We start from the raw sequence: 25378 nt of genomic DNA on the forward strand, positions 1-25378 counted from the left end.
GTCCGCCTTGGCAGCGGATTCCTGTGAAGTGGTGAGTTGAAGAAAATGGGGCGATCGATGGGGTTCGAACCCACGACCTCCGGTACCACAAACCGGCGCTCTAACCAACTGAGCTACGATCGCCACATGCGTGCCCGACCTTCGGGCTTCGCCTGTTCCACATCCGGAAGCAGCTGCATCCGGTGCGGGAGCGCCCCTTTGCACAGGATGAGCACTCTTGCAAAGCAAATATTCGGCTTCACGGCACAACGCCGCATTTTCCCACGTAAAACGGGCGGCTAGACTGCGAACCATGAATGGCTCCGGCGAATCGTCTGCGGAACAGCTTCTCTCACGTCCTGGCGTTCAGCGCTTCCCGTCGTCCCGGCTTGACCTGTTCACGGCGCGCGGGTTCCTGAGCCCGGCTCAGTGCAGCGCGCTCATCGAGCTGATCGAGACGAATCATCGCCCCTCCACGATCGCCGACTACAACGGCGATGATGCGTTCCGCACGAGTTCGACGTGCGACCTCCCGCAGGAGCATGCCGTGGTGGCGCAGGTGGTGGCAGCGCTTTCATCGCTATCGGGCATCGATCCCGCACACGCGGAACCGCTACAGGGGCAAAGGTATGAAGTGGGGCAGGAATTCAAGGCGCACACGGACTACTTCGAGCCTGCAAGCCATGATTTCGACCGCTACTGCGCCGTCCCGGGGCAGCGGACATGGACCTTCATGATTTATCTGAACGAGGTGGAGGCCGGCGGCGCCACGCGTTTCAAGGTGATCGACAAGCTGGTCCAACCGGAGACGGGAAAGCTCATCGGCTGGAACAATCGCAAGCCCGACGGCAACCCCAACCCATCGACCCTGCACCACGCCATGCCCGTCCGGCGGGGGCGCAAGTACGTCATCACCCAGTGGTATCGCGAACGCCCCTGGGGCTGAGATCGTGCGACAGGGTTGGCCCGAGGCGCGGGCGAAAGGAGGGGTAACGCGCCGCACAGGCTCGCACCTCGCAAGAGGTGGAGCCAGGCGACCGTCCGGGACTTACTTGGCGGCCTTGATCACCGCGCAGGCGATCCGGCCGCCGGCGTTGCCTGAAGGCTGCGAGGTGTAGTCGTCCGCACCGGCGTGGATCATCAGCGCGGAGCCGTCGGCGTCGAGCAGCGATCGCGGGCCAGCCGAAAGCGTGACGCCGGTGTTCATCACCTGCGCCTTCAGAACGCCATCCGCGCCCACGAACTGGTTGGGCATGTCGCCGCCGTGCGGGCCGGAGGCAACCATGTAGCCATGCTGACGGTCGCCGCCCGTGAAGTGCCCCCCTGCACTCTCAAACTTGGTTGCCGTGTCGCACGACCCCTTCTGATGGAAATGGAACCCGTGCTCACCGGCCGGAATTCCGCGCACATCGGCTTTCACGAGAACGCCGGCAGGAGTCTCATGGAGCATGACCATGCCGATCTTCTTGCCGTCCTGCCCAATCACGTCGGCATGAACCATCGGCGCTGCCGAATTACCCTTCGCCATGTGCCCCGCGTGTTCGTCCGCCGCATAAGCCGCTCCGCCAAGCGCCAGCGCGGTGATCGCTGAAGCCAAAAGGATCTGCATCGGTCGTTTCATGTAGTCTCTCCGTTGTTCAGGCTTTGCCCCCGGCCGACGCATGCGATCCGACCGGACATCGCTCAGCCAAGTGTATCAGAGGATGAAAGTTCCGCAGGCAACAAAAAAGGCGGCCCCGCAGGACCGCCTTCCTTGAATAAAGTGATTCGGCGGCGAAGCCGAAATCAGTTCTTCTTGAGCGAGAGACCGCCGAAACGCTTGTTGAACTGCGCGACGCGGCCACCTTCCTGAAGCTGCTTCGTGCCGCCGGTCCAGGCCGGGTGCGACGTCGGGTCGATGTCCAGAACCAGCGTGTCACCTTCCGAGCCCCAGGTCGAGCGGGTCTGGAACGTGGTGCCGTCGGTCATCTGCACCGTGATCATGTGATAGTCGGGATGCGTATCGGCCTTCATGGTATGTCTCTTTCGCATGTGGCCGGTTCCGACCGGCCTGGCTTGGAAAGCGGCGCCCTTACTGCGAAAGGCGCCGGGAAGCAAGAGCAGTCGGACCCTGCCCGCCGCCCTCGTCAGCTATCGGCGATCATCGCGGTGAAGTTGACCTCGCAGGTCACCTTGTCGTCGATGGAGGCCTTGCCCCAGAACTTGCAGACGCGCGAGCGCTTCTGGACAAAGCCGGTGCGCAGCGTGAGCAGGTGCCCCGGGGTGACGGGAGCCCGGAACTTCGCGTCTTCAATCGCCATGAAGTACACCAGCTTGCCCGTTCCGGCTAGGCCGAGGCTCTCGATTGCGAGGATGCCGGCCGCTTGTGCCAGCGCTTCGATCTGCAGGACACCCGGCATGATCGGACGCCCAGGGAAATGCCCCTGGAAGAAATCCTCGTTGAAGCTCACCGCCTTGACGGCCTCGATCTCCTCCTCGGAGATCGAGACCACGCGGTCCACGAGCAGCATCGGGTAGCGGTGCGGAAGCGCCGACAGGATCTTGGCCGTATCGTAGACCGGCGTGGTAGCGTCACTCATGCGCGATGTCCGTCCGATCAGCGGCCCGAAGGCTGCGGAGCCGGGTTGGAAGCCGGAGCGGCGGGAGCGGCCTGCCCCTGAGCCGCCGCAGCCTGAGCACGCTGTTCGCGGATCTGACGCGGTTCCCAACCGGCCGGCGGCACCAACTGCGCGGAAGGCAGTGCGGTGTTCAGCTCGTTCAGGATGTCCTGGTTGAGGTTGTAGGCCCCGCCGTTGACGGCAAGGATCGCGTCCGGCGACAGAAGGATCGAGACCCCCTTCTTGGTCATGGCGGCCTTGACCGCGCCGTCGAGCTTCTCTTCGATCTGCTCGTTCACATAGGCCTGCGACATGCCGACCGGCTGCAGGATGCGCTGCAGTTCGACCTTGCCGTTCTCCTGGATCTGCTGGATCGAGGCGGCCTGCTGCTCGAGAGCGGTCTGGCTGGCCTTGCCACTCTGGCGATCGGCGTTGAACTTGTCGATCAGCGGCTTGATCTGGGCGTTAAGCGCATCCTGGCGGGTGCGCGCCTGATCGAACTGGGCCTTGAACGTGGTCTGACGCTGCTGCTCGGCCGTCTTGAAGGCGTTCGAATTGGCGATGACTGCGTCGAAGCTGGCAACGCCCAGGCCCTGCACGATCGTGCCGGTGGCAGCGGTGGCGCCCTTCTTCTGCGCGAACGCGGGTTGAGCGGCGACGGCGGTAAGCGCGAGGCCGGCGGCCAACGCGACGATCTTGGTCTTGGTAGTCATCAGAACTGGGTTCCCACGTTGAATGTGAAGGCCTTGGGATCGTCGCCCTCCTGCTTGAGGAGGACGCGCGAGAAGTCGATTCGGAACGGACCAAACGGCGAGTTCCAGTTTACACCGATGCCCACCGCGACGCGCGGCTTGACGGTGTCGCCCACGAACTCTTCGACGAACTGGTAGGCGTAGCCACCGGTCGGCGTCAGCGGAGCGTTAGTCGTCGGGTCGGTCGGAGTCGTGACCGGCGTCCCGCTTTGGTTCGGCGTGCCGTCGGCGTTGTTCGGGTAGTACGTCGGCGTACAGCCCGGGTCGCACTGCGTCAGTTCCGGACGCTTGACGCTCCACACGGCGCCGACGTCGGCGAAGATCGACGGGCGAAGGCCCATTTCACGAGCGCCGGAGCCCAGCGGGATCTCGAGCTCCGCACGGCCCATGTAGTAGTACCGGCCGCCAAGAGCATCGTCCGACCATTCGCTGCGCTTGGTCGACGGCGAATCCCGCACGCCGTCGCCGTCGGTGTCGACGAGGAACTTGCGCAACACGCGCGGACCGACGCCACGAATGGCGAAGCCGCGGATCTGCGGTTCACCGAGGTAGAAGCGGTCCGTCAGGCGAATATCCTGGCCCGAGAGCCCCTTGATGGCGCCACCTTCAGCCGAAAGAGAGAAGATGAAGCCTTTGCCCAGGTTGAAGAACTTTGACGCGTTGCCGCGGATGCGGGCATATTTCACGTCGCCGCCCAGACCGGCGAAATCGACGTTGACCGACATCGTCTGGCCCCGCGTCGGTCGCACGCGGTTATCGAGAGTGTCATAGATCAGCGACATGCCCAGGATCGAGCTCAGGCGCTTGCCGATAGCGTCGCAGAGGTATCGCCCGGCAAACAGCGGGTCGCACTGGTAGACGTCCGGGTTCTGACGATACGAGTAATACGTGTCCTTATCCAGGCTCACGTCGTCGTAGTTCAGCGTGTAGCTGCCCACCGCCGTCAGGTACTCGGTCAGCGGCACGCCCGCACGCACCGCGAAGCCGGTGGTGGACTGCTCGTACGTCGTGTTGCGGTTGGAGTTCAGGTACTGGAAGCTGTTAAAGTCGCGGCGGTAGACGTTCACGCCAAGCGAAATGTTCTTGTCGAACAGGTACGGCTCGACGAAGCTGGCCTCAACGCTTTTCGAATAGCGCGAAATACTGCCGGACAGGCCGACCGTCTGCCCGCGGCCGCGGAAGTTGCGCTGCCGGATGGACGCCTGGAAAATGAAGCTTTCGAGGCTGGAAAAACCGGCGGAAAGCTGGAGTTCGCCGGTCGGGCGTTCCTCCACGTTCGCTTCGAGGACGATGCGATCGTCGGCGCTTCCGGGCTTCTGCTCGACCTCGAATTTCTCTTGGAAGTAGCCGAGCGACTTGATGCGGTTCGTCGAACGGCGCACCTGCAGCGAGTTGAAGGCGTCACCCTCAGCAAGGCGGAACTCGCGGCGGATGACCTTGTCCTGGGTCAGCGTGTTGCCGTTGATCTCGATCCGCTCAACGTAGACGCGCGGGGCCTCCTGGATCACGAAGGTCAACCCCATGGTGAGGTTCTCCTTGTCGCGATCGTACTGCGGACGGACATCCGCGAAGGCATAGCCGAACGCGCCGGCCGTTTCGTTCAGGCTTTCGATCGTGTCTTCGACCAGCTTGGCGTTGTACCAGTCGCCCGCTTTCATGGGCAGGTTGGCGGCCATCTTCTCACCGTCGAAGTCGCGCAGCTGACTTTCGACCTTCACGTCACCGAACTTGTAGCGCTGGCCTTCCTCCACCACGTAAGTGATGATGAAGTCCTTCTTGTCGGGCGTCAGTTCCGCCACTGCCGAAACCACGCGGAAGTCCGCATAGCCCTGCGTCAGATAGAACTGTCGCAGCTTCTGCTGGTCGAACGCCATGCGATCCGGATCGTAGCTCGTGCCGGAGCTGAGCAGCCGGGTGAATCGCGCCTGCTTCGTCACCATCTGGCCGCGCAGTTCTCCATCCGAGAACTGGTCATTGCCGATGATGTTGATCTGGCGAACCTTGGACTTGTCGCCCTCAGTGATCTCGAACACGATATCGACGCGATTCTGGTCGAGCGCCACCATCTTGGGCTCGACGGTCGCGGCGTACCGGCCCTGGCGCTTGTACAGCTCGATGATGCGGGCAACGTCTGCACGGATCTTGGAGCGGGTGAAGATCTGCCGCGGCGCGACCTTGATCTCCGGAAGGATCTTGTCGTCCTTGATCCGCTTGTTGCCTTCGAGGATGATCCGGTTGACGACCGGGTTTTCCTGAACCGTGATAGTCACCACACCGGCGTCGAACGCGACCTGTGCATCCTTGAACAACTCGGTCGAGTACAGGTCCTTAAGAGCCTGGTCGGCTGCGGTCTTCGTGTAGTTCTGTCCGACGCGCAGCTTGATGTACGAAAGCACGGTCTGCGCCTCGAGACGCTCTGCGCCCTTCACCACGATGGTTTGGATCGGTTCCCCTTCGGGAGTCGGCGCAACCGCCGGTGCCGGAGCAGCCGGAGCCGCCGCCTGAGCCATCGCCTCTGCGGGAGCGCCCGCGAGGATAGTGGTTGCGAGCAGTACCGCCGCGACTTGCGAAGCCCGGCGCAGGCGAGTGCTGCGAACCATTTCCCGTCCCATCATTCTACGAAAAATCCCGTATTCGCTTTCGCGATGAAAAACAGACCACCGACAGGGAGGCACCAGACCCCGCAAGCAACCGCAGCCATCTGCCCGATGGAGCCGGTCCAATCAAGCAGACAAAGCCCGGCAACATGTGATCGGTAGTGATTCCCCTCCGCTATCCCCCGAAAATAGGGAGAGAAGCCAGATCATTCACGGTGACGAAGACCATCAGCGCCAGCACCAATGCCACCCCCGTCCGGATCGCCCATTCCTGACTGCGCGCGCCAAGAGGTCTGCGGCGAACCATTTCAGCGGCGTAGAAAGCCAAATGCCCGCCGTCGAGGCCCGGAATTGGCAGGAGATTGATGAATGCCAAGTTAATCGAGATGAGAGCGGCGAAGGATACGAACGCCTCCCATCCCAGCGTGAACTGCTGCCCCGAATACTGCGCGATCTTCACTGGGCCGCCCAGTTCGCGAACTGATCGGTCGCCGGTGAATATCTGCATGATGCCGGTCACCATGTCTCCCATCACACGAAAGCTCTGAGAGAAGCCGAGACCGACGGCGCGCAAGGGACCCACCTGTTCCAGACGACCCGCGCGGACGCCGATCTGCCCCACCTTCCGGGGCTTCCCGGTCGCGTCCGTGAGGGTAGCCTCCGCGACCTTGACGGGCAGCGTCAGCAAGGCACCGTCCCGCCGCACGGTGAGGTCGACCGAGCGACCGGCGTTCGGGCGGATCAGCTCGGGGATCTCCTCGAATCCGGAGACGGCGACGCCGTTCACCGATACGATGCGATCACCCAGCTTCAACCCTGCGGCTTCCGCGGGCGAATCGCCGTAGAAGCCGCCCACGACCGGCGGCATCATCCGGACGCCCAGATCGCCTATCCGCGCCGTGTTGCCGAACTGGTCGGTCAGCACCCGTTCGGCGAGCGTGACGGGCACCACCACGGTGCGTCCCTCGCGCTCGACGGCCACCGAAAGCGTCTTTCCGGGAAAATATGCGGCGCGCCCTGCCACGTCGAAGGCACCGTCCACGTCATCGCCGTCGATCGCGACGATCCGATCGCCGATGCGCATACCCGCCTTCTGCGCCGCCGATCCTGCCTCGAAGCCGCTGATCTCGGCGTCGTCCACGAGCCGACCCTGGGTACCGTAGAAAGCGGCGAAGATGGCCACGCAAAGCAGCAGATTTGTCATCGGCCCTGCCAGAACGATCAAGGCACGTTGCCACAGCGGTTTGCTGTGGAAGGTCTGCGCCCTTTCTGCGGGGGTAAGACGCGGGTCGGCGGCGGCCGCCGCGCTCGCCGGGTTCATGTCACCTGCGAACTGCACGTAGCCACCGAGCGGCAAGGCCGAGAGCTTCCAGCGCGTTCCGCGCCGGTCGGTCCAGCCGGCAAGTTCCTTGCCGAAGCCGATAGAAAAGGCGTCTGCCTTCACGCCGAACAGACGTCCGACCAGATAGTGACCGAGCTCATGGATGAGGACCAGCGGCCCAAGCACCAGGAGGAAGGCGAAGATCGTCGTCAAAAGTCCTGGTGAACCGGTCAAGCTTGGCCTCTTTTCAGGTGCTGGTCACGAGCGTGCGCGCCCTCGCCCGGGCCTCCCCGTCGACTTCCAGAACATCCGAAAGCGAGGCAGGCGGCGGTGGCGCGTACGAACCTAGCACGTCTTCCACGTATGCGGCGATACGCGTGAACGAAATCTGACCATGAAGGAAGGCCGCAACGGAAATCTCATTGGCCGCGTTCAGCACCGCCGGTATGCCTCCGCCCGCCTGCGCCGCCTCCCGCGCCAAACGGGTTGCCGGGAAGCGCGCTTCGTCCGGCATGCGAAAGGTCAATTCGCCGATCTCTGCAAGGTCGAGCGGAGCGCAGGGCGTGTCCATGCGCTCGGGCCAGGCCAGCGCGGACGCGATCGGCACCCGCATGTCGGAAGGCCCCAGCTGCGCCAGCGTCGATCCGTCGCGATACTCGACCATCGAATGCACCACCGACTGCGGGTGTACGATGATGCGCAGCCGGTCCAGCCCGACAGGGAAAAGATGGTAGGCCTCGATCAGTTCGAGCCCCTTGTTGAACATGGTCGCCGAATCGACGCTGATCTTCGCGCCCATGTCCCAGTTCGGGTGGCGGACCGCTTCGGCAGGTGTGGCGGCCTGAAGCCGCTCCAGGCTCCAGTCGCGGAACGGTCCGCCGCTGGCTGTCAGCGTGATCCAGCGGACATGCTCGGCGCGGTTGCCCGCAAGGCACTGGAAAATTGCGTTGTGCTCGGAATCCACCGGCAGCAGCGTGGCTCCGTGGCGGGCAACGGCCGCCATCATCACCTCACCCGCCGAAACGAGCGCTTCCTTGTTCGCCAGCGCGATCACGCCGCCCTGCTCGATAGCGGCCATGGTGGGTGCCAGTCCGGCGCAGCCGACGATCGCAGCCACCGTCACCTCGGCACCGCGCGCTGCCGCTTCCACCAGCGCGGCAGGGCCGCCCGCCGCCTCGACACCCGATCCGGCCAGCGCCTCCCGAAGGGCGGGAAGATGCGCCTCGTCCGCCACGACGGCCAGTTCGGCTCCGAACTCCAACGCCAGCTTCGCCAGATCGCCGGCGTTCGAGTGGGCGGTCAGTGCGACCACCCGCCACTGGTCACGGTTGCGCCGGATCAGGTCAAGCGTGGACGCGCCGATCGAGCCTGTCGCGCCAAGAACGGTAAGTGAACGCATGGACCTCATCGCGGTTGGAACAGGATCAGCAGCCCGATCATGAAGAGGACGGCTAGGAGGCCGTCGACCCGGTCGAAAAAGCCGCCGTGGCCTGGAATGAGAGCGCCGGAGTCCTTCGCGCCTGCCCGGCGCTTCATCCAGCTTTCGAAGAAGTCACCGGCCTGTGCCGTGACCGCTGCCAGCGCGCCCATCATCAGGCAGGTCGTAAAAAGGGACAGGGCATCCGCCGTGAGATACCAGCACGGCTGCCCGCCAAGGCAGGCGCGGACGTCGGCCGCTGGGCCTTCAGCATGGAGCCAGATCGCGCCACCCTGCCAGAGGCGCGCTGCCCCGAAGAGCACCAGCGTAGCGCCGAGCACACCGCCCATAAGCCCCGACCAGGTCTTGGAAGGGCTGATGGAAGGCGCGATCTTGGGACCACGGAATGTGCGTCCGGCGAAGTACGCGCCAACGTCCACGGCGATGACTGTCAGCAGGAGAGTGACGACCGGCATCAACGTGAAGACGGGGTTGCGCAGGAACAGAAGCATTGCCGCGCCGACGCCGACGTAAAGCATACCTGCGAAGTTCCACGCGGCTCGCGCGCCCGGAGCGGGCGTGGCGGCGCGGGCAAGCTGCACCCATTCCCACAGCACCCCCACCGAGATCGCGCAGACGAACGCGGTCCAGACCGCCCCGCCCAGCCAGAGCGCCGCCCCCGCGACGACGATCATGACGACCGCCGACGCCGTCCTAACGCCGAGATCGGACAAGCCGCGCTTTGGCCGCTTAGCGCCCGCCATAGCGCCGCTCGCGAGTGGTGAAGGCCTCGAGAGCCTCACGCAGGTGGTCGGCCGTGAAATCCGGCCAGAGAACATCCGTGAACAGCATTTCGGCATAGGCCGCCTGCCACAGGAGGAAATTGGACAAGCGCACTTCACCTGACGTTCGGATGAGCAGGTCAAGCGGCGGAAGGTCGGCGGTGTCGAGTTCGGCGGCGATCGTGTCGGGGGTGATTGCACCCTTGGCCGCCGCCTTGGTGGCCGCCCGGGCGATCTCGTCCTGCGACCCGTAGTTAAGTGCGACGGCCAGTGTCGTGCCGCTGTTGCCAGCCGTGCGCGCCATCGCGCCCTCGACGAGTTCGACCACGTCCGGCTGAAACGCCTTGTAATCGCCAATGATCTTGAGACGCACGCCGGCAGCGGCAAACTCGTCGATGTCGGACAGGATGAACCGCTTCATCAGGCCCAACAGATCGGAAATCTCGTCCTCGGGCCGCCGCCAGTTCTCCGTGGAGAATGCGTAGAGCGTCAGGGCCTCGAGGCCGAGTTCGCGCGCACCACGTACCACGCGCCGTACGGCTTCCACGCCGCGCTGGTGCCCCACGGCGCGCGGAAGCAGCCGCTTCTTCGCCCAGCGCCCGTTGCCATCCATGATGATGGCGACGTGGCGGGCGGATCCCGCGCCACGTGCGATAGGTTCGACCTTGACCATCAGGCTCCCTTCTCGGCGAAGCGCAACCGCTTCACTTGCCGAGAATTTCCTTTTCCTTGCGCGCGAATTCCTCGTCGAGCGCCTTGATCATGTCATCCGTCAGCTTCTGGACTTCGGTCTCGCCCCGCTTGCGGTCGTCTTCAGAGATCTCTTTCTTCTTCTCGTCGGCCTTCAGCGCCTCGATGCCGTCGCGGCGCACGTTGCGCACGGCGACGCGAGCCTTCTCGGCGTAGGAGCTGGCAAGCTTGGCCAGTTCCTTGCGGCGCTCCTCGGTGAGATCGGGAATCGGCAGACGCAGGGTGTTGCCGTCGTTGATCGGATTGAGACCCAGACCGGCCGACCGGATCGCCTTCTCGACGGGTCCGATGTTGGACTTGTCCCACACCTGCACGGAGAGCATGCGGGGTTCGGGCGCCGATATGGTGGCGACCGAGGTAAGCGGCATCGCGCTGCCGTAGACCGTCACGGTGATCGGCTCCAGCAGCGCCGTGTTGGCGCGCCCGGTGCGCAGGCCCGAGAGGTCGTGCTTGAGCGCATCAATCGCGCCCTTCATGCGGCGCTCGAGGTCCGCCTTGTCGTACTTGGCCATGTATCAGGCTCCTTTCTGGACGACCGTCTTGATGCCGCCACCCGCGAGGACGGTGGCAAGGTTGCCCTCCTCACGGATCGAGAACACGACGATCGGAATGGCATTATCGCGGCACAGGGCCACGGCGGAGGCGTCCATCACCTTCAGGTTGTCGGCAAGGACGGTGTCATAGTCGACCGTGTCGTACCGCTTCGCGGCCGGATTCGTCTTGGGATCGCTGTCGTAGACGCCGTCGACACTCGTTCCCTTCAGAAGGGCATCGCACCGCATTTCGGCGGCCCGCAGCGCGGCCCCCGAATCGGTGGTGAAATAGGGAGCACCCACACCGGCCGCGAAGATCACGACGCGGCCCTTCTCAAGGTGACGCTCGGCCCGGCGACGGATCACCGGTTCGCAGACCTGGTCCATCTGCACCGCGGACTGCACCCGGGTCTCGACGCCAAGCTGCTCCAGCGCGTTCTGCATGGCCAGAGCGTTCATGACGGTTGCAAGCATGCCCATGTAGTCGGCCTGCGCGCGGTCCATGCCCCGTGCCGCTCCGGCCATGCCGCGGAAGATGTTGCCACCGCCGATGACCAGGCAGATCTCCAGGCCGGTCTCCTTGGCCGCCTTAACTTCCTTCGCCAGCTCGGCGACGAAAGCGGGATCGATCCCGAACTGCTGGCTCCCCATCAGCACCTCGCCCGACAGTTTGAGCAGGACGCGTTTGTAGGGGGGGGATGACATGCCGCTTGCTCTCCTGGTGGCGGGGGGTGAGCCGGCTTTAGGAGCGCCAGCACCGATTGCCAAGGGGCGAGGTGGCGCAAGGCCCGCGAACGCGCGCCCGGATCGGGACTCCGCATCCTTCCGGGCGGCCGACCGCCTAGTGCCGGTTTGCCCACATGCGGAAGGGCACTGCTCCTTCTCCTCGGCTGCAAAGCGAAGGGAGCGTCCCTCTACGTCATGCCGCCTCGGCCAGGGGGCCGCCAATCGTGCAGACGCTATCCACTCCAAGGACATGCGCCACGCGCCCCATGGCCATCCAGGCAGCGGTGCAATGCGTGAGGTCGACTATCTCCGCATCCGTCATCAGCCCCTTCAGTTCCGCCCAGAACGCCTCATCTTCCCCAAGTGCCCGTGAGTCGGTCCCCATCTTCTGCGAGAACCGGACGGCGACGCGCTCCTTCTCGGTCAGCTTGTCCAGTTCACCGCTTAGCACCGCCTGATACATGGCCTCGTCAGGAGCATCCGCCTGCTCGATGACACCGCCCTCGTGGCCCAGAATTCGCAGATCGCGCTGTGCCCGCCAGTTCATGCAGACCGTGCAGCCGTTGATGACCGCCGTCGCGATACGACACGCCTCGAACAACCGGAGCGGCAGCCTGGAGTGCTGATAAGGAGCAAGACCGAAGGCGCTGCCGGCGCGAACCAACTCGGGCGAATAGTGCAGCGACAGGTCAGGAATGGGGTTCTGCGGCTGAGGAGCCAGTTCTACGCGCATGAGAGCCTCTCCGGTCTGCGCCCGAAGCATGGCGGGCGGCTTGGCCGACCTCGTGCAAGGGTCGGTTCCATGGGAAGGCTACGCCAGCCCTGCGCCAAGTCAATCGGGCATCCGTCAGCGGAGAAACAGAACGGGCCGGGAAGCTGTGCGCTCCCCGGCCCGCCGTTTCATTCAGCGAAATGGATAAATCAGCCGGCTACGGCTGCGGCCACTTCCGCTGCGAAGTCGGTGACTTCCTTCTCGATGCCTTCGCCGAGCTGGAAGCGAACGTAGTCCTTCAGGACGATCTTGGCGCCAGCGTCCTTGCCAGCCTGGTCGACGACCTGCTGGATCGGGGTCTTGTTGTCCATAACGAAGACCTGCGAGAGCAGTGCGTTTTCCTTGGCGTACTTGGCGATCGCACCGTCCACCATCTTGGCCTGGACCGCTTCGGGCTTGCCCGATTCGGCTGCCTTTTCCTCGGCGATCTTGCGCTCGCGGGCGATCAGCTCCGCGTCGAGGTCGTCAGCGTTGAGCGCAAGCGGGAAAGCGGCCGCGATGTGCATCGCAATCTGCTTGCCCAGCGCTTCGAGAACGTCTGCCGGAGCTTCCGACTCGAGCGCAACGAGAACACCGATCTTCCCGAGGTTCGGCGCGGCGGCGTTGTGCATGTAGGGAACGACAACGCCGTTCGACACTTCGACGGTCTTCATGCGGCGAACCTGCTGGTTCTCGCCGATGGTCGCGACGTTGTTGGTCAGCGCATCGGCAACCGTGCCGCCGCCGGGGTATGCCGCTGCCTTGAGCGCATCGACATCGTCGCCCGAAACGCCCAGGGCGGCTTCGGTGGTCTTGCGCACGAAATCCTGGAACTGGTCGTTCTTGGCAACGAAGTCCGTTTCCGAGTTCACTTCGACGGCGACGCCCTTGGTGCCGGTCACGGCAACGCCGACCAGGCCCTCAGCAGCCGTGCGGCTCGACTTCTTGGCGGCGGCGGCAAGACCCTTGGCGCGCAGCGCGTCGATGGCGGCTTCGATGTCGCCACCGGTCTCGTCGAGAGCCTTCTTGCAGTCCATCATGCCGGCGCCCGAGCGCTCGCGCAGGTTCTTCACGTCAGCGGCGGTGTAAGCCATCGCTCAAATCCTCTTGGTTGGTCGAAACTCGCTACGAGTTTCCAAAACAGGTGCGCGCCGGACCCACTGGACCCGGCGCGCGACAATTCCGTGACGAAAGTGTCGTCGTGCCGGGCTATTACGCCTCGACAGCCTCTTCGGCGACCGGCTCGTCGAACGAACCGATGTCAGCACCGCTGTCAACCACGGCGGCGCGGCCGCCCTTGGTCGCAGCCTGGGCAATGGCGTCGCAGTACAGGCGAACGGCGCGGCTTGCGTCGTCGTTGCCCGGGATCGGGAACGCAATGCCCTGCGGGTTGACGTTGGTGTCGAGGACGGCGACGACCGGGATGCCAAGCACGTTGGCTTCCTTGATGGCCAGCTCTTCCTTGTTGGCGTCGATGACGAACATCACGTCGGGAATGCCGCCCATGTCGCGGATACCGCCGAGCGACAGCTCAAGCTTGTCACGCTCGCGGGTCAGCTGAAGGACTTCCTTCTTGGTCAGACCGGTGGTGTCACCGGCGAGCTGCTCTTCCAGCGCCTTGAAGCGCTTGATCGAGCCCGAGATGGTCTTCCAGTTGGTGAGCATGCCGCCCAGCCAGCGGTGGTTGACGAAGTGCTGGCCGCAAGCGCGGGCTGCCTGAGCGATGGGCTCCTGCGCCTGACGCTTGGTACCGACGAACAGCACCTTGCCGCCGGCCTGGACCGTCGACTGCACGAACTCGAGAGCGCGCGCGAAGAGCGGCACGGTCTGCGAGAGATCGATGATGTGGATGCCGTTGCGCGCGCCGAAGATATACGGCTTCATGCGCGGGTTCCAGCGATGAGTCTGGTGACCGAAGTGAGCGCCCGCTTCGATGAGCTGCTGCATGGTAACGACCGGAGCCGCCATAATCCTATTCCTTTCCGGTTGAACCTCTGGAAGACTGGAACCGCGCGGAGACCCCGCTTCGGCACCGGTATGTGCGCCTTCCATGTGGACTACTCGCACGCACTCACGCCGGACAATCCGGCATGACTACACGAGCGGCGTTGCCCTTAGACCCCTTCGCGACGCAAATCCACCCCCAATTCACCGCAAACGCTTGTCACTTTAGCGTCAAAGTACCGATTCCATGCGTGATCAAGGCCTTGAGCGAGGAACTCGTCCGCTGCCAGAAATCTTTTCACCGCATAGCTGCGGACAAACAGGTCACGCAGCGTCGTTGAAGTCGCCGCGTTCGCGCCAGCTTGGGCAGAAGACTGGAATAAGAGGCGGACCGGGCAAAAAAGGCGTTTATCGATGGCTATCGTTGCACCTGCCCTGTTCCTGGTAGCGGCCTTCGCTGCGATCGCCGCCATCTGGAAAAGCGCATCGAATGCTCTTCCCCACATCCGTCTCCTGCGCGAGGCGCTTGCCGAATCGAGCGGGAAGCCAGCGGTCTACAGGACGACGCTGACGACACGCGACGAGCTTTCCGAAGAAGTGGAACAGCGGCTGCGCCCGCGCCACCGTGTGGCCCGCCCCGTCGCCTCGGCGCGGAGCCGCGCTTCCGCCCCGACACATCGTGCAGCCTGAGCCGCGGGCGCTTTGGGCGCCCCCTCACCAGAAGGCGCTTGACAACTCGGGAACAAAATAGGAACTAAGGCCGATCAGAACATTCGGGGAACGGACGCACGTCTCCGCAACGCACCCGCCCGGCCGATGAGGCTGCGGGGCTGAAAGGATCGGTCATGACTGCTCTTGCGATTACCGTCTTTTTTCTGGCGGCCTTCACATCCGGTATCGCTATGATCGCAACGTTGCGGGAATTCGCGGCGACGGCACTGGCGCTGCGGAGCGAACTGGCGGGCCTCTCCGAACCGGCGGAAATTAGCTGGAAGGCGGTCGAGCGGACGCAACTGCCCCCGCTCTCGCCCCTCAGAAAGCGCCAGGTTCGATGGGCGGGGATACGATTGGATCCGCACCCTGGATTGGAGTGTGCCGCCTGACCTTGGCGTACGTGATCACGCCCACGGGGATGAGAACGAGGTATACGATCGTCACCGCAACCAGCGTGAACCAGGGTTCGGTCAGCAATGCCGCCATTGTCAGCCCCACGAGCGCGATGACGCCCAGACGCAAGTGGCTCGGCGGTCGCAAGCGCGACCATGCCAGCGTGGGAATGCTGGAAATCATCAGGAAGCCGACAAGGACCATCCACACGCTGACAAGGACCGGGTTGGCGAACTCCTCAAAGCCGCTGGCGATCCAGAGGTACAGCGGAAGGAAGGCGAGGCCGGCCCCGAGCGGAGCGGGAACGCCGGTCAGGAATCCGGCCTGCTTGTGCGGCTGGTCGAGCATGTCCAGGCGGGCATTGAAGCGCGCGAGGCGCAGAACGCAACAGATGGCAAACGCCAAGGCCGCGATCCAGCCCATGCTCGGCGCTTCATGGAGCGTCCAGAGGTAGACGATCAACGCGGGCGCTACGCCGAAGGAAATGGAATCAGCGAGGCTGTCCAGTTCGGCGCCGAACCGCGTCTGAGCGTTCAACAGCCGCGCAGCGCGCCCGTCGATGCCGTCAAGCAGGCCTGCAAGAATAACCGCTTGGACCGCTTTTTCGAAATCGTCCGCGATCGCGAAGCGGATACCGGTCAGGCCCGCGCACAAGGCCGCCGCCGTGATGGCGTTCGGCACGATGGCGCGCATCGACAGGCCCGGCGCCAGCCGGCGCCGCTGGCCCTCGGTCGCAGGCCGCTCGCGATCGGGACGGTGCCTCACTGAGCCACGCCCTCGATGAGCGGAGCGCTTGCCACTTCGCCAAGGATAGTTTCGCCGGCGACGATCTTCTGGCCCATGAGCACCTTCGGCTCCGTTCCGGCGGGAAGATATACGTCCACGCGGCTGCCGAAGCGGATGAGGCCGACGCGCTGCCCCGCTGCGATGATGTCCCCCGGTTTGACAAACGGCACGATGCGCCGCGCGACAAGTCCTGCGATCTGCGTGAAGCAGATCCGCAGGCCGTCACTGCGCTCAACGAGAATGTGTTGACGCTCGTTCTCTTCGCTGGCCTTGTCGAGGTCCGCGTTCACGAACTTGCCGGGGATGTAGATTACCCGCTTCACGGTACCCGCTATGGGCGTGCGGTTGATGTGGACGTCGAAGACCGACATGAAGATGGAAATGCGCGTCACAGGCTCGCTCGACAGCGGGGCTGCCCCGCTGCCGTCATCCATCGTCAACTCACGCGGTGGCGGCACTTTCCCGATCAGCGTCACGAGCCCGTCAGCGGGCGCCACGATGAAACGGTCGTCCTGTGGGGTTACACGGATGGGGTCGCGGAAGAAGGCCAGGACGCAAAGGGTCAGCACCGCGAGCGGCCACCCGACCCAAGGCCCCAAGAAGAGCCACGCCACCAGCGCGACGACGCCGGCGATGGCGCCGAACTTGCGGCCCTCCCGGTGAATGGAAGGCCACTGCCACGACGCTTCGCCGCGGCCTTGATTATCGAGTATGTCTCCAGGCATTGCTCTCGTCTAGCCAGTGTGTGTCGTTACCGCAATGCCGCGCGAACAGGCGTTGTTCCCTTGCGAGGGGAAAGCCTGTGCTGGAAACGACGGGAGCCATCTGGCTGAGACCTGGTGGTGGACAGGGCTAGATTCGAACTAGCGTACGCTTGCGCGGGCAGATTTACAGTCTGCTGCCTTTAACCACTCGGCCACCTGTCCACACCAGTTCACTGGCTGCTGGAAATCCCCGAAAACACGAGAAAATCCGGCGTTGGTCGAAGCGCTTTTCAGCACCTCGTTGCCGAGGACCGCGCCTTTGCCGAACCGAGCCTTGCCTGTCAATGCCCTCCCTGTCACAGGGGGCAAGATTTTTACCAATTCGCGAATTTTTTTTCGAAAGGACAGTTGATGAGCAAGCGTGGCGAACGCGGCAACGAAGGCGAAGGCCGCGCGGCGAAACCGCTTCGCGGTCGCGCCGGTCGCATGAAGAACGGCCGCGGCAGCGGACGGGCTTCCACAGGCATGGTTCGCCTATGGGGCCGGCATGCAGTCGAGGCAGCGCTGAAGAACCCGGATCGCAGCCACCGCAAGCTGTGGGCGACACGCGAAGGCGTGGAGTCCCTGGACGGCGAGCTGCCTGCCGACTTCCCGATCGAGTGGGCTCAGCCGGCCGACCTTGGACGACTGGTCGCCAAGGACGCTCCGCACCAGGGACTCGTGCTGGAGTGCGCGCCCTTGGACGACATCTTCCTCGATGACGTGCTGGATGGCGATCCGCTCCGCCCGGTCGTGGTGCTGGACCAGGTCACCGACCCCCACAACGTCGGTGCCATCATGCGCTCCGCCGCGGCCTTCAACGCGTGCTGCATCGTCACGCAGGATCGCCACGCGCCGCCGGAATCGGGTACGTTGGCGAAGTCGGCGTCGGGCGCGCTGGAGATCTTGCCGTGGGTTCGGGTGGTGAACCTTGCCCGCGCGTTGGAGGAAATCGCGGAAGCAGGCTACTGGCGCATCGGGCTGGACGGCGAGGGCCAGTCCACTCTTGCCGAGGCCCTGCCGGCGGGGCCTGTCGCGCTGGTCATGGGAGCCGAGGGCGACGGCATGCGCCACAACATCGTGCAGCATTGCGACGCGATCGCCCGGCTGCCGATCAGCGAGGCGATGGAGAGCCTCAACGTCAGCAACGCCGCCGCCATCGCCCTTTATGCAACGGCAACGCGCGAGACTGATGGAGCCGCCCAGGCCGCGTGACGCGATGAAGCGCGAGGGAGGTTCGGAGCCTGTGTCCGTACCTCCCCGCCTTCGGCAGGCGCAGGCCGGAAGACTGCAACGAAAAACGCCGCGCCAACCTCTTCGGGCGGCGCGGCGTCATCAAAAAGCCTGCGAAGCGTTGCAGGTCCGGCGTGTCTTAGTTGACCGCGTCCTTCAGGCCCTTGCCAGCCTTGAACTTGGGCTGTGCGGAGGCCTTGATCTCCATCGGTTCGCCGGTGCGGGGGTTGCGACCGGTGGATGCCTTGCGCTTGGCGACCGAGAACGTGCCGAAGCCTACGAGACGAACTTCATCACCTTTCTTCAACGCGCCCGAGATCGCCTCGAACATCGATTCGACAGCCTTGGCGGCATCGCTGCGAGTAAGAGCGCTCGAATCCGCGACAGCGCTGATGAGATCGTTCTTGTTCATTATGGGAACCCCCTTAAATTTCAGTGGAGCGGACGTTTTTTGGAAACTGAATCGCCTCAATAGCGACGGAATTGAGCGGGTTTTCCTACGAGTGGCAAGGGCCAAAAACAGCCTAAACCCGCAGCTAATCGCGTTTTTTCGCCTGTCCCACGGACCCGCAAGTCCAGTGATACGGCACGCGTTCAGCGGCGGAGCATGGTCATCATCGCAGGAGGAGGCGCAGCGCTGAAACGATGCGGCCGGAGGTTTCCGGGCCACCGTTTCAGCGGAAGAAAACCACCGCCGAGATCGAGGAAAGGCACAAAAAAGGCGGCCCGAAACCGAACCGCCCTTCGTGCGGCCCTGCCACGAGGGCGGGCCGAGGCCTTCGCTTATGCGTTGGCGTCAGTGACGCGACGCTCGGCGATACGAGCGCGCTTGCCGGTACGACCACGCAGGTAGTACAGCTTGGCGCGACGCACCACGCCGCGGCGCACCACGGTGATGGAGTCGATGTTGGGCGAGTAGAGCGGGAAAACGCGCTCCACGCCTTCGCCGAAGCTCATCTTGCGCACGGTGAAGTTCGAGCCCATGCCACGGTTCGAGCGTGCGATGCATACGCCTTCGTAGGCCTGGACGCGGGTGCGGGTGCCTTCGACAACCTTCACGCCGACACGGACAGTGTCGCCCGGACGGAATTCAGGGATATCCTTTGCAGCCTTGGCGATTTCCTCGGCTTCGATCTGCTGAATCAGGTTCATGAACCCAAATCCTCATTTTTACGCCGCGCGCCAGAGGCAGGTTGGACCCGAGCGTCCCTGTGACGCTCCCAGAGGTCCGGCCTGCGTGACCGAGTGTCATCCTCCGCCTGGTGTTTCCGCCAGGCGGCGATCTTCGCGTGATCCCCCGATCGCAGCACTTCAGGGATCGCACGCCCTTCCCACTCCGTGGGTCGGGTATAGTGCGGGTACTCGAGAAGGCCGTCCTCGAACGATTCCTCGGTACCACTGGAAGGCGCGCCCATTACGCCCGGAAGCAGGCGAATGCAAGCATCGAGTACCATGAGAGCGGCGCATTCGCCGCCCGAAAGCACGATGTCACCGACGGAGACCTCCTCCACGTCGCGACCTTCGAAGATACGCTCGTCGAAGCCCTCGAATCGACCGCAAAGGAGGATGACGCCTGGCCCTTCGGCAAGCTGCCGGATGCGCGCCTGGGATATGGGCCTGCCGCGCGGCGTCATGGCCAGAACGGGCGCACCGGGATTGGTCGCCCGGGCATGGTCGATGGCTGCGGCAAGGATATCGACCTTCAGCACCATTCCGGCGCCGCCCCCGGCGGGCGTATCGTCCACGGTCCGGTGCTTGTCCTTCGCGAAATTGCGCAAGTGGACGGGGTCGATGGACCACTTGCCCTCCGACAGGGCGCGGCCGGCAAGACTGACGCCCAGGGGACCGGGAAACATCTCGGGATAGAGCGTGAGGACAGTGGCAGAGAAAGTCATGCCTGCCGCAAAGCGCAATTCGGGCGTGGCAGCAAGAGGCAGTCTTCCTGTCTGACGCTCGGGCGGACCTCGGCGGACATCAGGAGGGCCGCCGCAGCCGCCCTCCCGTCCTGCCTTCAGTCTTCCGCGTAAGCGGCGTTGATGACGAGACGCTCCTCGTTCCACTCCGGAACGGCGCCCGGCGTCATCGGCACCATGAACCGGCGGGGCCGCTTGCCGCCGTCACTTTCGGACACAGGACGCTCGATCTCGAGCACGTCACCGGCGCCGAAATTCTCTACCGCGATGCAGCGTCCCAGCGCTTCGCCGGCCTCCGTGAAGGCCGGAAGCCCGATGAGATCGGCGTGGTAGTATTCGCCATCCTCCAGGGCAGGCATCGCCGAACGGGGTACTGTCAGAGCCGTGCCGCGCAGCTTCTCCGCCGCCGTCCGGTCGCGGATCTCGTCGAAGCGGGCGATCGCGCCGCCCTTTCCGTCGTCGCGCAGCTTGGCGAGTGTGAGGCTGGAATCGTTGAAGGCGCGGTAGCGCTTGAGCGCCGCCACGCCTTCTCCGAACAGCTTCAGGCGAACTTCGCCTGCCACGCCATGCGCGCCGGAAACGGCCGCAAGCGTGACAGAGCGTTCCTTCTGGCCGTCAACCAAGACTTACGCCTCGGTCGTTTCCTCAGTGGCTTCAGCTGCCGGAGCCGCGGCTGCTGCCGCTGCGGCTTCTTCAGCCTCACGTGCCTTCTCGGCCTTTTCTTCAGCGCGCTCCTTGGCCTTCTTGCCGGGCTCCGCCTTCTTCGGGTTCACCGAAGCTGCGCGCTCCTTGATGCCGGCCTTGTCGAGCATACGAGCCACGCGGTCGGTCGGCTGAGCGCCGACGCCGAGCCAGTAGCGAACGCGATCTTCGACCAGACGCACGCGGTTTTCGTCGTCCTTGGCGAGGATCGGATTATAGGTGCCGACCTGCTCCAGATACTTGCCGTCACGCGGCGCGGTCGCGTTGGCGACGACGATCTTGTAGTACGGACGCTTCTTGGCACCACCGCGCGAGAGACGAATCGAAACTGCCATCTGACTTACCTTTCTGTGATTTCGAAAAGAATGTGATTACTTCTTGAGAAACTTGCTGAGGTCCGGCCCACCGCCACCCATGATACCCGGCAGACCGCCGGCTCCGGGGCCAAGGCCCTGACCGCCCAGACCCGGCATTGCGGCATCCAGGCCGCCCTTGCCGAAGAGAGCCGCCAGCCCCTTGAGGCCGCCCATCTTCTTGATCTGCTTCATGGCCTTCGACATCTCGAGGTGCATCTTGAGCAGCTTGTTGACGTCCTGAACCTGGGTCCCCGAACCGTTGGCAACGCGGATCTTGCGCTTGGCGTTGAGCAGCGCGGGGTTCGCGCGCTCCTTCGGGGTCATCGAACCGATGATCGCGTCCATGCGCAGAAGCACCCGGTCGTCCATGCCGGACTGCTGCATCGCCGCCTTGGCCTTCTTCATGCCCGGCATCATGCCTGCCAGTGCGCCCAGGCCGCCCATGCTCTGCATCTGCTTGAACTGGGTGCGCAGGTCGTTCATGTCGAACTTGCCCTGCTCCATGCGCTTGGCAAGGGCTTCGGCCTCCTCGACCTTGACCGCCTCGGCCGCCTTCTCGACGATCGAGACGATATCGCCCATGCCAAGGATGCGGTTGGCGACACGGCTGGGGTGGAAGACCTCAAGGGCGTCCATCTTCTCGCCGGTGCCGGCGAACTTGATCGGCTTGCCGGTGACGGCGCGCATTGACAGAGCCGCACCGCCGCGCGCGTCGCCGTCCATGCGGGTCAGCACGACGCCGGTGAGATCGACCTGCCCGGAGAACGACTGCGCGACGTTGACGGCGTCCTGACCCGTCAGCGAGTCGACCACCAGCAGCGTCTCGCGCGGGTTGGAGATGGCGGCGACGGCCTTCATCTCGTCCATAAGCTGCTGGTCGACGTGGAGGCGGCCCGCCGTATCGAGCAGCAGCACGTCAACCGCCTGGAGGCGCGCGGCCTGCATGGCGCGCGTTGCGATTTCGGTGGGCTGCTGGCCCGCGATGATCGGCAGGGTAGCGACGGAAACCTGCTCGCCCAGGACCTTCAGCTGTTCCTGCGCCGCCGGACGGTTCACGTCCAGCGAGGCCATCATCACCTTCTTGCCCTGCTTCTCCTTGAGAAGCTTGGCGATCTTGGCGGTGCTGGTCGTCTTGCCGGAGCCCTGAAGGCCGACCATCATGATTACGATCGGGGGCACGGCCTCAAGGTCGAGGCCGGGAGTCTCTTCACCGCCCAGCGTCTCGATCAGCGCGTCGTTCACGATCTTGACGACTTGCTGGCCCGGAGTGACCGAGCGCAGGACGTTCTGGCCGATCGCCTTTTCAGTCACGCTGTCGATGAAACGGCGCACGACCGGAAGAGCGACGTCCGCTTCGAGCAGCGCGATACGCACTTCGCGCATCGCGTCGAGGACGTCCTGCTCCTTCAGGGCACCACGGCCACGCAGCTTGTCGAAGACCCCGCCAAGACGATCTGAAAGGCTGTCGAACATGAGGCCGCTCACTCCATCAAACCCGGCGCCGGAACGCCAAAAACGCCGGTGGGCGAAACCTCGCTGACCGGCGTGCATGACCTTATGCGAAAAACGCCGGTGGACGAAACCTCGTCAACCAGCGTGTCGCAGATCATGCGAAACAGTAATGATGAAATGGTGGAGCCGAGGGGGATCGAACCCCTGACCTCTACAATGCCATTGTAGCGCTCTCCCAGCTGAGCTACGGCCCCGTCCATTTCAGCGGATCGACCTGGGTGGTTCGACCCGTTTTCCCTTGCTTTCCGGCGTTTCGAAGAACCGCCTCCGCTTGGGAGGCCGCCCTCTAGTCGGGCTCGAAAATGTTGGCAAGAGGAAAATTTCAGGGCGCCGAATTTTTTCGGCGCCCTTGCACCATCAGTTCTCGATCTCGTCGTCGTCGCCGCCGCCGATGCCAAGATCGTCGTCGCCACCGAGGTCCACATCATTGTCCGGCGAATCGCCGTCGTCATCGATGTCCAGATCATCTTCGGCGAGGTCGGAGTCTTCCTGCTCGGTCGTTTCCTTCTTCTGGATTTCCTCATAGGGAATCGGCTGCTTCGACTTCAGCACCGGCTCGGGGTGCCATTCGTTCCCGCACTCGATGCAGTGGACCGGGTCATCCTTGCCCAGGTCGTAGAAGCGGGTGCCGCATTTCGGGCAGCCGTGCTTGGCGCCCCATTCAGGCTTGGCCATGGAAAGTCCTCGTCTAGCCCGTCCCCAATGGAGCAGGCGAATAATCCGTCGTCTTGATGGATAGACACGCGCACTTAATCAAGTCCGGCAAGAGCAAGCGCGCGGGTCGCATCAGGGCGCGCGCCTTGCCATAGGCAGCCCGCGCTGTCAAAAGCCGCCCCGTTTTCCTGCCCCGTAGCCGAAAGAGCCGACCTCGTGAGCCACGACACCACGTCCATGCGCCCCCACCGCTTCAGGCCTGCAGGTGCGCTAAAAGGGCGCATCCGGGTTCCCGGCGACAAGTCCATCAGCCACCGCTCGATCATGCTGGGAGCGCTGGCCGTGGGCGAAACCCGCGTGACCGGCTTGCTCGAAGGGGAGGACGTGCTTGCCACGGCCGCCGCGATGCGGGCCATGGGGGCGCAGGTCGAGCGCACGGGCGACGGCGCCTGGTCCGTTCACGGGGTGGGCGTCGGCGCGCTGCTGCAGCCGCAGGGGCCGCTCGATATGGGCAATTCAGGCACATCGACCCGGCTGCTGATGGGACTCGTCGCCAGCCATCCGATCACCGCGACCTTCGTTGGTGACGCGTCGCTGTCCAAGCGACCCATGGGCCGGGTCATCGATCCGCTCTCCACCATGGGCGCAAGCTTCGAGGCGACGGTCAGCCCGAAGGGCAGCCAGACGCTGCCGCTCATCCTCAAGGGCGCGTACCCGGCGGTGCCGATCCGCTACCGCCTGCCGATGGCCTCCGCCCAGGTGAAGAGCGCGATCCTGCTGGCCGGGCTCAACACACCCGGCATCACCACGGTGGTCGAGCCGATACCCACCCGCGATCACTCGGAACGGATGCTGCGCGGCTTCGGCGCGGATCTGTCGGTGGAAACCGATGCGGACGGCGCCCGCGTGATCTCCATCCGTGGCGAAGCGGAGCTGAAGCCCCAAACGATCGAGGTTCCCGGCGACCCCTCGTCCGCCGCGTTCTTCATTGTCGCCGCCCTCGTCGTGCCCGGCAGCGAGGTGTTGATCGAAAACGTCGGCCTTAACCCAACCCGCGCCGGCATCGTCGAGGTGCTGCGCCAGATGGGTGGATCAATCGAGGAACTGAACCCGCGCGAAGTGGGCGGTGAACCGGTGGCCGACCTGCTGGTGCGCCACTCCGCCCTGAAGGGCATCGCCATCGATCCGAGCATCGTGCCGAGCATGGTGGACGAGTTCCCCGCCCTCTTCGTCGCCGCGGCCCTCGCGGACGGCGTAACCACGACGACAGGACTGGAGGAGCTGCGCGTAAAGGAATCCGACCGCATTTCGGTCATGGCCGCAGCACTCTGTGCAGCGGGTGCAACCGTGATCGAGCAGGAGGACGGTCTCGTCATCACCGGCACCGGCGGTGAGCCGCTTGCCGGGACGGCCGGCGCGATCGCGACGCACCTCGACCACCGCATCGCTATGTCGATGGCCGTCGCCGGCCTCGTCAGCCGCACCGGCGTCGAAGTGGACGACGTCCGCCCAATCGCAACGAGCTTCCCAACCTTCCAGTCCATGCTTGAAGGTCTTGGCGCATGATCATCGCCGTCGATGGACCAACAGCCTCGGGCAAGGGCACCATTGCCAAGGCCCTTGCGGCGCACTTCGGCCTTCCGCATCTCGATACCGGGCTGCTTTACCGCGCTGTCGGCCGTCAATGCGTGTTGAACGGCGGCAACCCGGACCACCCTTCCGACGCTCTTGCCGCCTGCGCCTTCCCCGAAAGCCTCCTGCTCGACCCTGAGCTGCGTTCGGAGGCCACGGGCGGTCTCGCCAGCCGTGCCTCCGTCCACCCGGCGGTGCGCGAGGCGCTTTACGACCGCCAACGCCGCTTCGCGCTGCAGCCCGGCGGCGCTGTGCTCGACGGGCGCGACATCGGTACGGTCATCGCGCCCGAAGCCATCGCGAAGCTCTTCGTCGTCGCCTCTGTCGACGCGCGCGCGCATCGGCGCTTCCTGGAGATGCATGCCCACGGGCGTGACGTCTCGCTGGAGGAGATCGCCGCCGACCTCGCTGCGCGCGACGAGCGCGACTGTTCGCGCAAGGACGCCCCGCTCGCGGCCGCCAAGGACGCCGTCGTCATCGACACGTCCACGCTGAAGCGGGAGGAGGCCATCGCCGCCGCCATCGCGGCCGTGGACGCGCTGACTCAGACGGCCGGCTGAACCCGCTTCCCGGGCCGTTCGGGCGACCGCC

The 25378-nt window shown here is 64.5% G+C and carries 28 protein-coding genes and 3 tRNA genes; 5 read left to right on the forward strand and 26 right to left on the reverse strand.

Translation table 11 applies throughout. From position 1 onward, the window contains the following. Positions 1 to 46: 46 nt before the first annotated feature. Positions 47 to 123: transfer RNA gene (locus QOL62_RS14250), tRNA-His, on the reverse strand. A 169-nt stretch (positions 124 to 292) separates the two neighbouring features. Between QOL62_RS14250 and QOL62_RS14255 the strand changes: the two genes are divergently transcribed. Continuing rightward, positions 293 to 925, forward strand: coding sequence for a prolyl hydroxylase family protein (locus QOL62_RS14255; RefSeq protein WP_283406756.1), 633 nt, complete (start codon positions 293 to 295; stop codon positions 923 to 925). 102 nt (positions 926 to 1027) lie between these two features. Here QOL62_RS14255 and QOL62_RS14260 read toward each other — a convergent pair whose 3' ends face one another. From QOL62_RS14260 to rpsB, 14 genes are all read right to left on the reverse strand, one after another. Next, complete coding sequence (locus tag QOL62_RS14260; protein WP_283406757.1) at positions 1028 to 1600, reverse strand: superoxide dismutase family protein; 573 nt, start codon at positions 1598 to 1600, stop codon at positions 1028 to 1030. 164 nt (positions 1601 to 1764) lie between these two features. Then, the gene (rpmE, locus tag QOL62_RS14265) at positions 1765 to 1992 is read right to left on the reverse strand and encodes a 50S ribosomal protein L31 (RefSeq protein ID WP_103730111.1); all 228 of its coding nucleotides are present in this window, start codon (positions 1990 to 1992) and stop codon (positions 1765 to 1767) included. A gap of 113 nt (positions 1993 to 2105) precedes the next feature. Beyond that, a complete protein-coding gene (gene fabZ, locus QOL62_RS14270) occupies positions 2106 to 2558 on the reverse strand; it encodes a 3-hydroxyacyl-ACP dehydratase FabZ (RefSeq protein WP_283406758.1) in 453 nt (150 codons plus the stop codon). Positions 2559 to 2575: 17 nt separating this feature from the next. Beyond that, entirely contained in the window at positions 2576 to 3289 is a 714-nt protein-coding gene (locus tag QOL62_RS14275) for an OmpH family outer membrane protein (RefSeq protein ID WP_283406759.1), read from the reverse strand. Then, a complete protein-coding gene (gene bamA / locus QOL62_RS14280; protein WP_283406760.1) occupies positions 3289 to 5928 on the reverse strand; it encodes an outer membrane protein assembly factor BamA in 2640 nt (879 codons plus the stop codon). The genes QOL62_RS14275 and bamA overlap by 1 nt, the downstream gene beginning before the upstream one ends. Positions 5929 to 6100: 172 nt before the next feature. Beyond that, positions 6101 to 7480, reverse strand: a complete 1380-nt coding sequence (rseP, locus tag QOL62_RS14285; RefSeq protein ID WP_283406761.1) for an RIP metalloprotease RseP — start codon at positions 7478 to 7480, stop codon at positions 6101 to 6103. A gap of 13 nt (positions 7481 to 7493) precedes the next feature. Further along, positions 7494 to 8645, reverse strand: coding sequence for a 1-deoxy-D-xylulose-5-phosphate reductoisomerase (locus QOL62_RS14290; RefSeq protein ID WP_283406762.1), 1152 nt, complete (start codon positions 8643 to 8645; stop codon positions 7494 to 7496). A 5-nt stretch (positions 8646 to 8650) separates the two neighbouring features. Continuing rightward, on the reverse strand, positions 8651 to 9427 hold the full coding sequence (locus QOL62_RS14295; protein WP_283406763.1) for a phosphatidate cytidylyltransferase: 777 nt from the start codon (positions 9425 to 9427) through the stop codon (positions 8651 to 8653). After that, positions 9414 to 10118, reverse strand: a complete 705-nt coding sequence (gene uppS, locus QOL62_RS14300) for a polyprenyl diphosphate synthase (protein WP_283406764.1) — start codon at positions 10116 to 10118, stop codon at positions 9414 to 9416. The genes QOL62_RS14295 and uppS overlap by 14 nt, the downstream gene beginning before the upstream one ends. A 31-nt stretch (positions 10119 to 10149) precedes the next feature. Further along, positions 10150 to 10707 (reverse strand): ribosome recycling factor, encoded by a 558-nt coding sequence (gene frr / locus QOL62_RS14305; protein WP_103730104.1) that lies wholly within the window; start codon positions 10705 to 10707, stop codon positions 10150 to 10152. Between the two features lie 3 nt (positions 10708 to 10710). Continuing rightward, the gene (pyrH, locus tag QOL62_RS14310; protein ID WP_103730103.1) at positions 10711 to 11433 is read right to left on the reverse strand and encodes a UMP kinase; all 723 of its coding nucleotides are present in this window, start codon (positions 11431 to 11433) and stop codon (positions 10711 to 10713) included. Positions 11434 to 11647: 214 nt separating this feature from the next. Then, the gene (locus tag QOL62_RS14315; RefSeq protein WP_103730102.1) at positions 11648 to 12187 is read right to left on the reverse strand and encodes a carboxymuconolactone decarboxylase family protein; all 540 of its coding nucleotides are present in this window, start codon (positions 12185 to 12187) and stop codon (positions 11648 to 11650) included. A 188-nt stretch (positions 12188 to 12375) separates the two neighbouring features. Continuing rightward, positions 12376 to 13299, reverse strand: coding sequence for a translation elongation factor Ts (gene tsf, locus QOL62_RS14320; protein ID WP_103730101.1), 924 nt, complete (start codon positions 13297 to 13299; stop codon positions 12376 to 12378). A 118-nt stretch (positions 13300 to 13417) separates the two neighbouring features. After that, positions 13418 to 14173, reverse strand: coding sequence for a 30S ribosomal protein S2 (gene rpsB, locus QOL62_RS14325; RefSeq protein WP_103730100.1), 756 nt, complete (start codon positions 14171 to 14173; stop codon positions 13418 to 13420). A 390-nt stretch (positions 14174 to 14563) separates the two neighbouring features. Between rpsB and QOL62_RS14330 the strand changes: the two genes are divergently transcribed. Then, the gene (locus tag QOL62_RS14330) at positions 14564 to 14839 is read left to right on the forward strand and encodes a hypothetical protein (protein WP_283406765.1); all 276 of its coding nucleotides are present in this window, start codon (positions 14564 to 14566) and stop codon (positions 14837 to 14839) included. A gap of 342 nt (positions 14840 to 15181) precedes the next feature. Here QOL62_RS14330 and pssA read toward each other — a convergent pair whose 3' ends face one another. The 3 genes from pssA to QOL62_RS14345 all read right to left on the reverse strand — a co-directional run bounded on the left by pssA (position 15182) and on the right by QOL62_RS14345 (position 16968). Then, the gene (gene pssA / locus QOL62_RS14335) at positions 15182 to 15949 is read right to left on the reverse strand and encodes a CDP-diacylglycerol--serine O-phosphatidyltransferase (RefSeq protein ID WP_283406793.1); all 768 of its coding nucleotides are present in this window, start codon (positions 15947 to 15949) and stop codon (positions 15182 to 15184) included. A 68-nt stretch (positions 15950 to 16017) separates the two neighbouring features. Continuing rightward, a complete protein-coding gene (locus tag QOL62_RS14340) occupies positions 16018 to 16767 on the reverse strand; it encodes a phosphatidylserine decarboxylase (RefSeq protein ID WP_103730098.1) in 750 nt (249 codons plus the stop codon). Positions 16768 to 16882: 115 nt separating this feature from the next. Then, positions 16883 to 16968 (reverse strand) — tRNA-Tyr (locus tag QOL62_RS14345). Positions 16969 to 17157: 189 nt separating this feature from the next. On the opposite strand from QOL62_RS14345, the gene QOL62_RS14350 reads away from it, so the two are divergent. Beyond that, the gene (locus tag QOL62_RS14350; protein ID WP_283406766.1) at positions 17158 to 18000 is read left to right on the forward strand and encodes a TrmH family RNA methyltransferase; all 843 of its coding nucleotides are present in this window, start codon (positions 17158 to 17160) and stop codon (positions 17998 to 18000) included. A gap of 157 nt (positions 18001 to 18157) precedes the next feature. Here the strand turns inward: QOL62_RS14350 and QOL62_RS14355 are convergent, their stop codons facing one another. From QOL62_RS14355 to QOL62_RS14390, 8 genes are all read right to left on the reverse strand, one after another. After that, positions 18158 to 18430 carry an HU family DNA-binding protein gene (locus QOL62_RS14355; RefSeq protein WP_283406767.1) on the reverse strand — a complete coding sequence of 91 codons (273 nt, stop codon included), beginning with the start codon at positions 18428 to 18430 and terminating at the stop codon, positions 18158 to 18160. Positions 18431 to 18801: 371 nt separating this feature from the next. Further along, positions 18802 to 19170 (reverse strand): 50S ribosomal protein L19, encoded by a 369-nt coding sequence (rplS, locus tag QOL62_RS14360; RefSeq protein ID WP_103730095.1) that lies wholly within the window; start codon positions 19168 to 19170, stop codon positions 18802 to 18804. Then, on the reverse strand, positions 19167 to 19913 hold the full coding sequence (gene trmD / locus QOL62_RS14365; RefSeq protein WP_283406768.1) for a tRNA (guanosine(37)-N1)-methyltransferase TrmD: 747 nt from the start codon (positions 19911 to 19913) through the stop codon (positions 19167 to 19169). Before trmD ends, rplS begins: the two co-directional genes overlap by 4 nt. Before the next feature lie 116 nt (positions 19914 to 20029). Continuing rightward, positions 20030 to 20554 carry a ribosome maturation factor RimM gene (rimM, locus tag QOL62_RS14370; protein WP_103730094.1) on the reverse strand — a complete coding sequence of 175 codons (525 nt, stop codon included), beginning with the start codon at positions 20552 to 20554 and terminating at the stop codon, positions 20030 to 20032. Positions 20555 to 20557: 3 nt separating this feature from the next. Then, entirely contained in the window at positions 20558 to 20968 is a 411-nt protein-coding gene (gene rpsP, locus QOL62_RS14375; protein WP_103730093.1) for a 30S ribosomal protein S16, read from the reverse strand. Positions 20969 to 21004: 36 nt separating this feature from the next. Then, complete coding sequence (ffh, locus tag QOL62_RS14380) at positions 21005 to 22462, reverse strand: signal recognition particle protein (RefSeq protein ID WP_283406769.1); 1458 nt, start codon at positions 22460 to 22462, stop codon at positions 21005 to 21007. A gap of 157 nt (positions 22463 to 22619) precedes the next feature. After that, positions 22620 to 22695, reverse strand: a tRNA-Ala gene (locus QOL62_RS14385). Positions 22696 to 22858: 163 nt separating this feature from the next. After that, positions 22859 to 23176, reverse strand: coding sequence for a TIGR02300 family protein (locus QOL62_RS14390; protein WP_103730091.1), 318 nt, complete (start codon positions 23174 to 23176; stop codon positions 22859 to 22861). 216 nt (positions 23177 to 23392) lie between these two features. Here QOL62_RS14390 and aroA point away from each other — a divergent pair, with 216 nt between their 5' ends. Continuing rightward, the gene (gene aroA, locus QOL62_RS14395) at positions 23393 to 24721 is read left to right on the forward strand and encodes a 3-phosphoshikimate 1-carboxyvinyltransferase (protein ID WP_283406794.1); all 1329 of its coding nucleotides are present in this window, start codon (positions 23393 to 23395) and stop codon (positions 24719 to 24721) included. Continuing rightward, the gene (locus tag QOL62_RS14400; protein ID WP_283406770.1) at positions 24718 to 25347 is read left to right on the forward strand and encodes a (d)CMP kinase; all 630 of its coding nucleotides are present in this window, start codon (positions 24718 to 24720) and stop codon (positions 25345 to 25347) included. The genes aroA and QOL62_RS14400 overlap by 4 nt, the downstream gene beginning before the upstream one ends. Positions 25348 to 25378: the final 31 nt, after the last annotated feature.

The sequence above is a fragment of the Novosphingobium panipatense genome (assembly GCF_900182875.1).
Classification (GTDB): domain Bacteria; phylum Pseudomonadota; class Alphaproteobacteria; order Sphingomonadales; family Sphingomonadaceae; genus Novosphingobium; species Novosphingobium panipatense.

What these genes read in the sequence shown, in the direction of transcription:
- QOL62_RS14255 (WP_283406756.1), top strand. Translation starts at nt 293, where the DNA reads ATGAATGGCTCCGGCGAATCGTCTGCGGAACAGCTTCTCTCACGTCCT.
- QOL62_RS14260 (WP_283406757.1), bottom strand. Translation starts at nt 1,600, where the DNA reads ATGAAACGACCGATGCAGATCCTTTTGGCTTCAGCGATCACCGCGCTG.
- rpmE (WP_103730111.1), bottom strand. Translation starts at nt 1,992, where the DNA reads ATGAAGGCCGATACGCATCCCGACTATCACATGATCACGGTGCAGATG.
- fabZ (WP_283406758.1), bottom strand. Translation starts at nt 2,558, where the DNA reads ATGAGTGACGCTACCACGCCGGTCTACGATACGGCCAAGATCCTGTCG.
- QOL62_RS14275 (WP_283406759.1), bottom strand. Translation starts at nt 3,289, where the DNA reads ATGACTACCAAGACCAAGATCGTCGCGTTGGCCGCCGGCCTCGCGCTT.
- bamA (WP_283406760.1), bottom strand. Translation starts at nt 5,928, where the DNA reads ATGGTTCGCAGCACTCGCCTGCGCCGGGCTTCGCAAGTCGCGGCGGTA.
- QOL62_RS14290 (WP_283406762.1), bottom strand. Translation starts at nt 8,645, where the DNA reads ATGCGTTCACTTACCGTTCTTGGCGCGACAGGCTCGATCGGCGCGTCC.
- QOL62_RS14295 (WP_283406763.1), bottom strand. Translation starts at nt 9,427, where the DNA reads ATGGCGGGCGCTAAGCGGCCAAAGCGCGGCTTGTCCGATCTCGGCGTT.
- uppS (WP_283406764.1), bottom strand. Translation starts at nt 10,118, where the DNA reads ATGGTCAAGGTCGAACCTATCGCACGTGGCGCGGGATCCGCCCGCCAC.
- frr (WP_103730104.1), bottom strand. Translation starts at nt 10,707, where the DNA reads ATGGCCAAGTACGACAAGGCGGACCTCGAGCGCCGCATGAAGGGCGCG.
- pyrH (WP_103730103.1), bottom strand. Translation starts at nt 11,433, where the DNA reads ATGTCATCCCCCCCCTACAAACGCGTCCTGCTCAAACTGTCGGGCGAG.
- QOL62_RS14315 (WP_103730102.1), bottom strand. Translation starts at nt 12,187, where the DNA reads ATGCGCGTAGAACTGGCTCCTCAGCCGCAGAACCCCATTCCTGACCTG.
- tsf (WP_103730101.1), bottom strand. Translation starts at nt 13,299, where the DNA reads ATGGCTTACACCGCCGCTGACGTGAAGAACCTGCGCGAGCGCTCGGGC.
- rpsB (WP_103730100.1), bottom strand. Translation starts at nt 14,173, where the DNA reads ATGGCGGCTCCGGTCGTTACCATGCAGCAGCTCATCGAAGCGGGCGCT.
- QOL62_RS14330 (WP_283406765.1), top strand. Translation starts at nt 14,564, where the DNA reads ATGGCTATCGTTGCACCTGCCCTGTTCCTGGTAGCGGCCTTCGCTGCG.
- pssA (WP_283406793.1), bottom strand. Translation starts at nt 15,949, where the DNA reads ATGCGCGCCATCGTGCCGAACGCCATCACGGCGGCGGCCTTGTGCGCG.
- QOL62_RS14340 (WP_103730098.1), bottom strand. Translation starts at nt 16,767, where the DNA reads ATGCCTGGAGACATACTCGATAATCAAGGCCGCGGCGAAGCGTCGTGG.
- QOL62_RS14350 (WP_283406766.1), top strand. Translation starts at nt 17,158, where the DNA reads ATGAGCAAGCGTGGCGAACGCGGCAACGAAGGCGAAGGCCGCGCGGCG.
- QOL62_RS14355 (WP_283406767.1), bottom strand. Translation starts at nt 18,430, where the DNA reads ATGAACAAGAACGATCTCATCAGCGCTGTCGCGGATTCGAGCGCTCTT.
- rplS (WP_103730095.1), bottom strand. Translation starts at nt 19,170, where the DNA reads ATGAACCTGATTCAGCAGATCGAAGCCGAGGAAATCGCCAAGGCTGCA.
- trmD (WP_283406768.1), bottom strand. Translation starts at nt 19,913, where the DNA reads ATGACTTTCTCTGCCACTGTCCTCACGCTCTATCCCGAGATGTTTCCC.
- rpsP (WP_103730093.1), bottom strand. Translation starts at nt 20,968, where the DNA reads ATGGCAGTTTCGATTCGTCTCTCGCGCGGTGGTGCCAAGAAGCGTCCG.
- ffh (WP_283406769.1), bottom strand. Translation starts at nt 22,462, where the DNA reads ATGTTCGACAGCCTTTCAGATCGTCTTGGCGGGGTCTTCGACAAGCTG.
- QOL62_RS14390 (WP_103730091.1), bottom strand. Translation starts at nt 23,176, where the DNA reads ATGGCCAAGCCTGAATGGGGCGCCAAGCACGGCTGCCCGAAATGCGGC.
- aroA (WP_283406794.1), top strand. Translation starts at nt 23,393, where the DNA reads ATGCGCCCCCACCGCTTCAGGCCTGCAGGTGCGCTAAAAGGGCGCATC.
- QOL62_RS14400 (WP_283406770.1), top strand. Translation starts at nt 24,718, where the DNA reads ATGATCATCGCCGTCGATGGACCAACAGCCTCGGGCAAGGGCACCATT.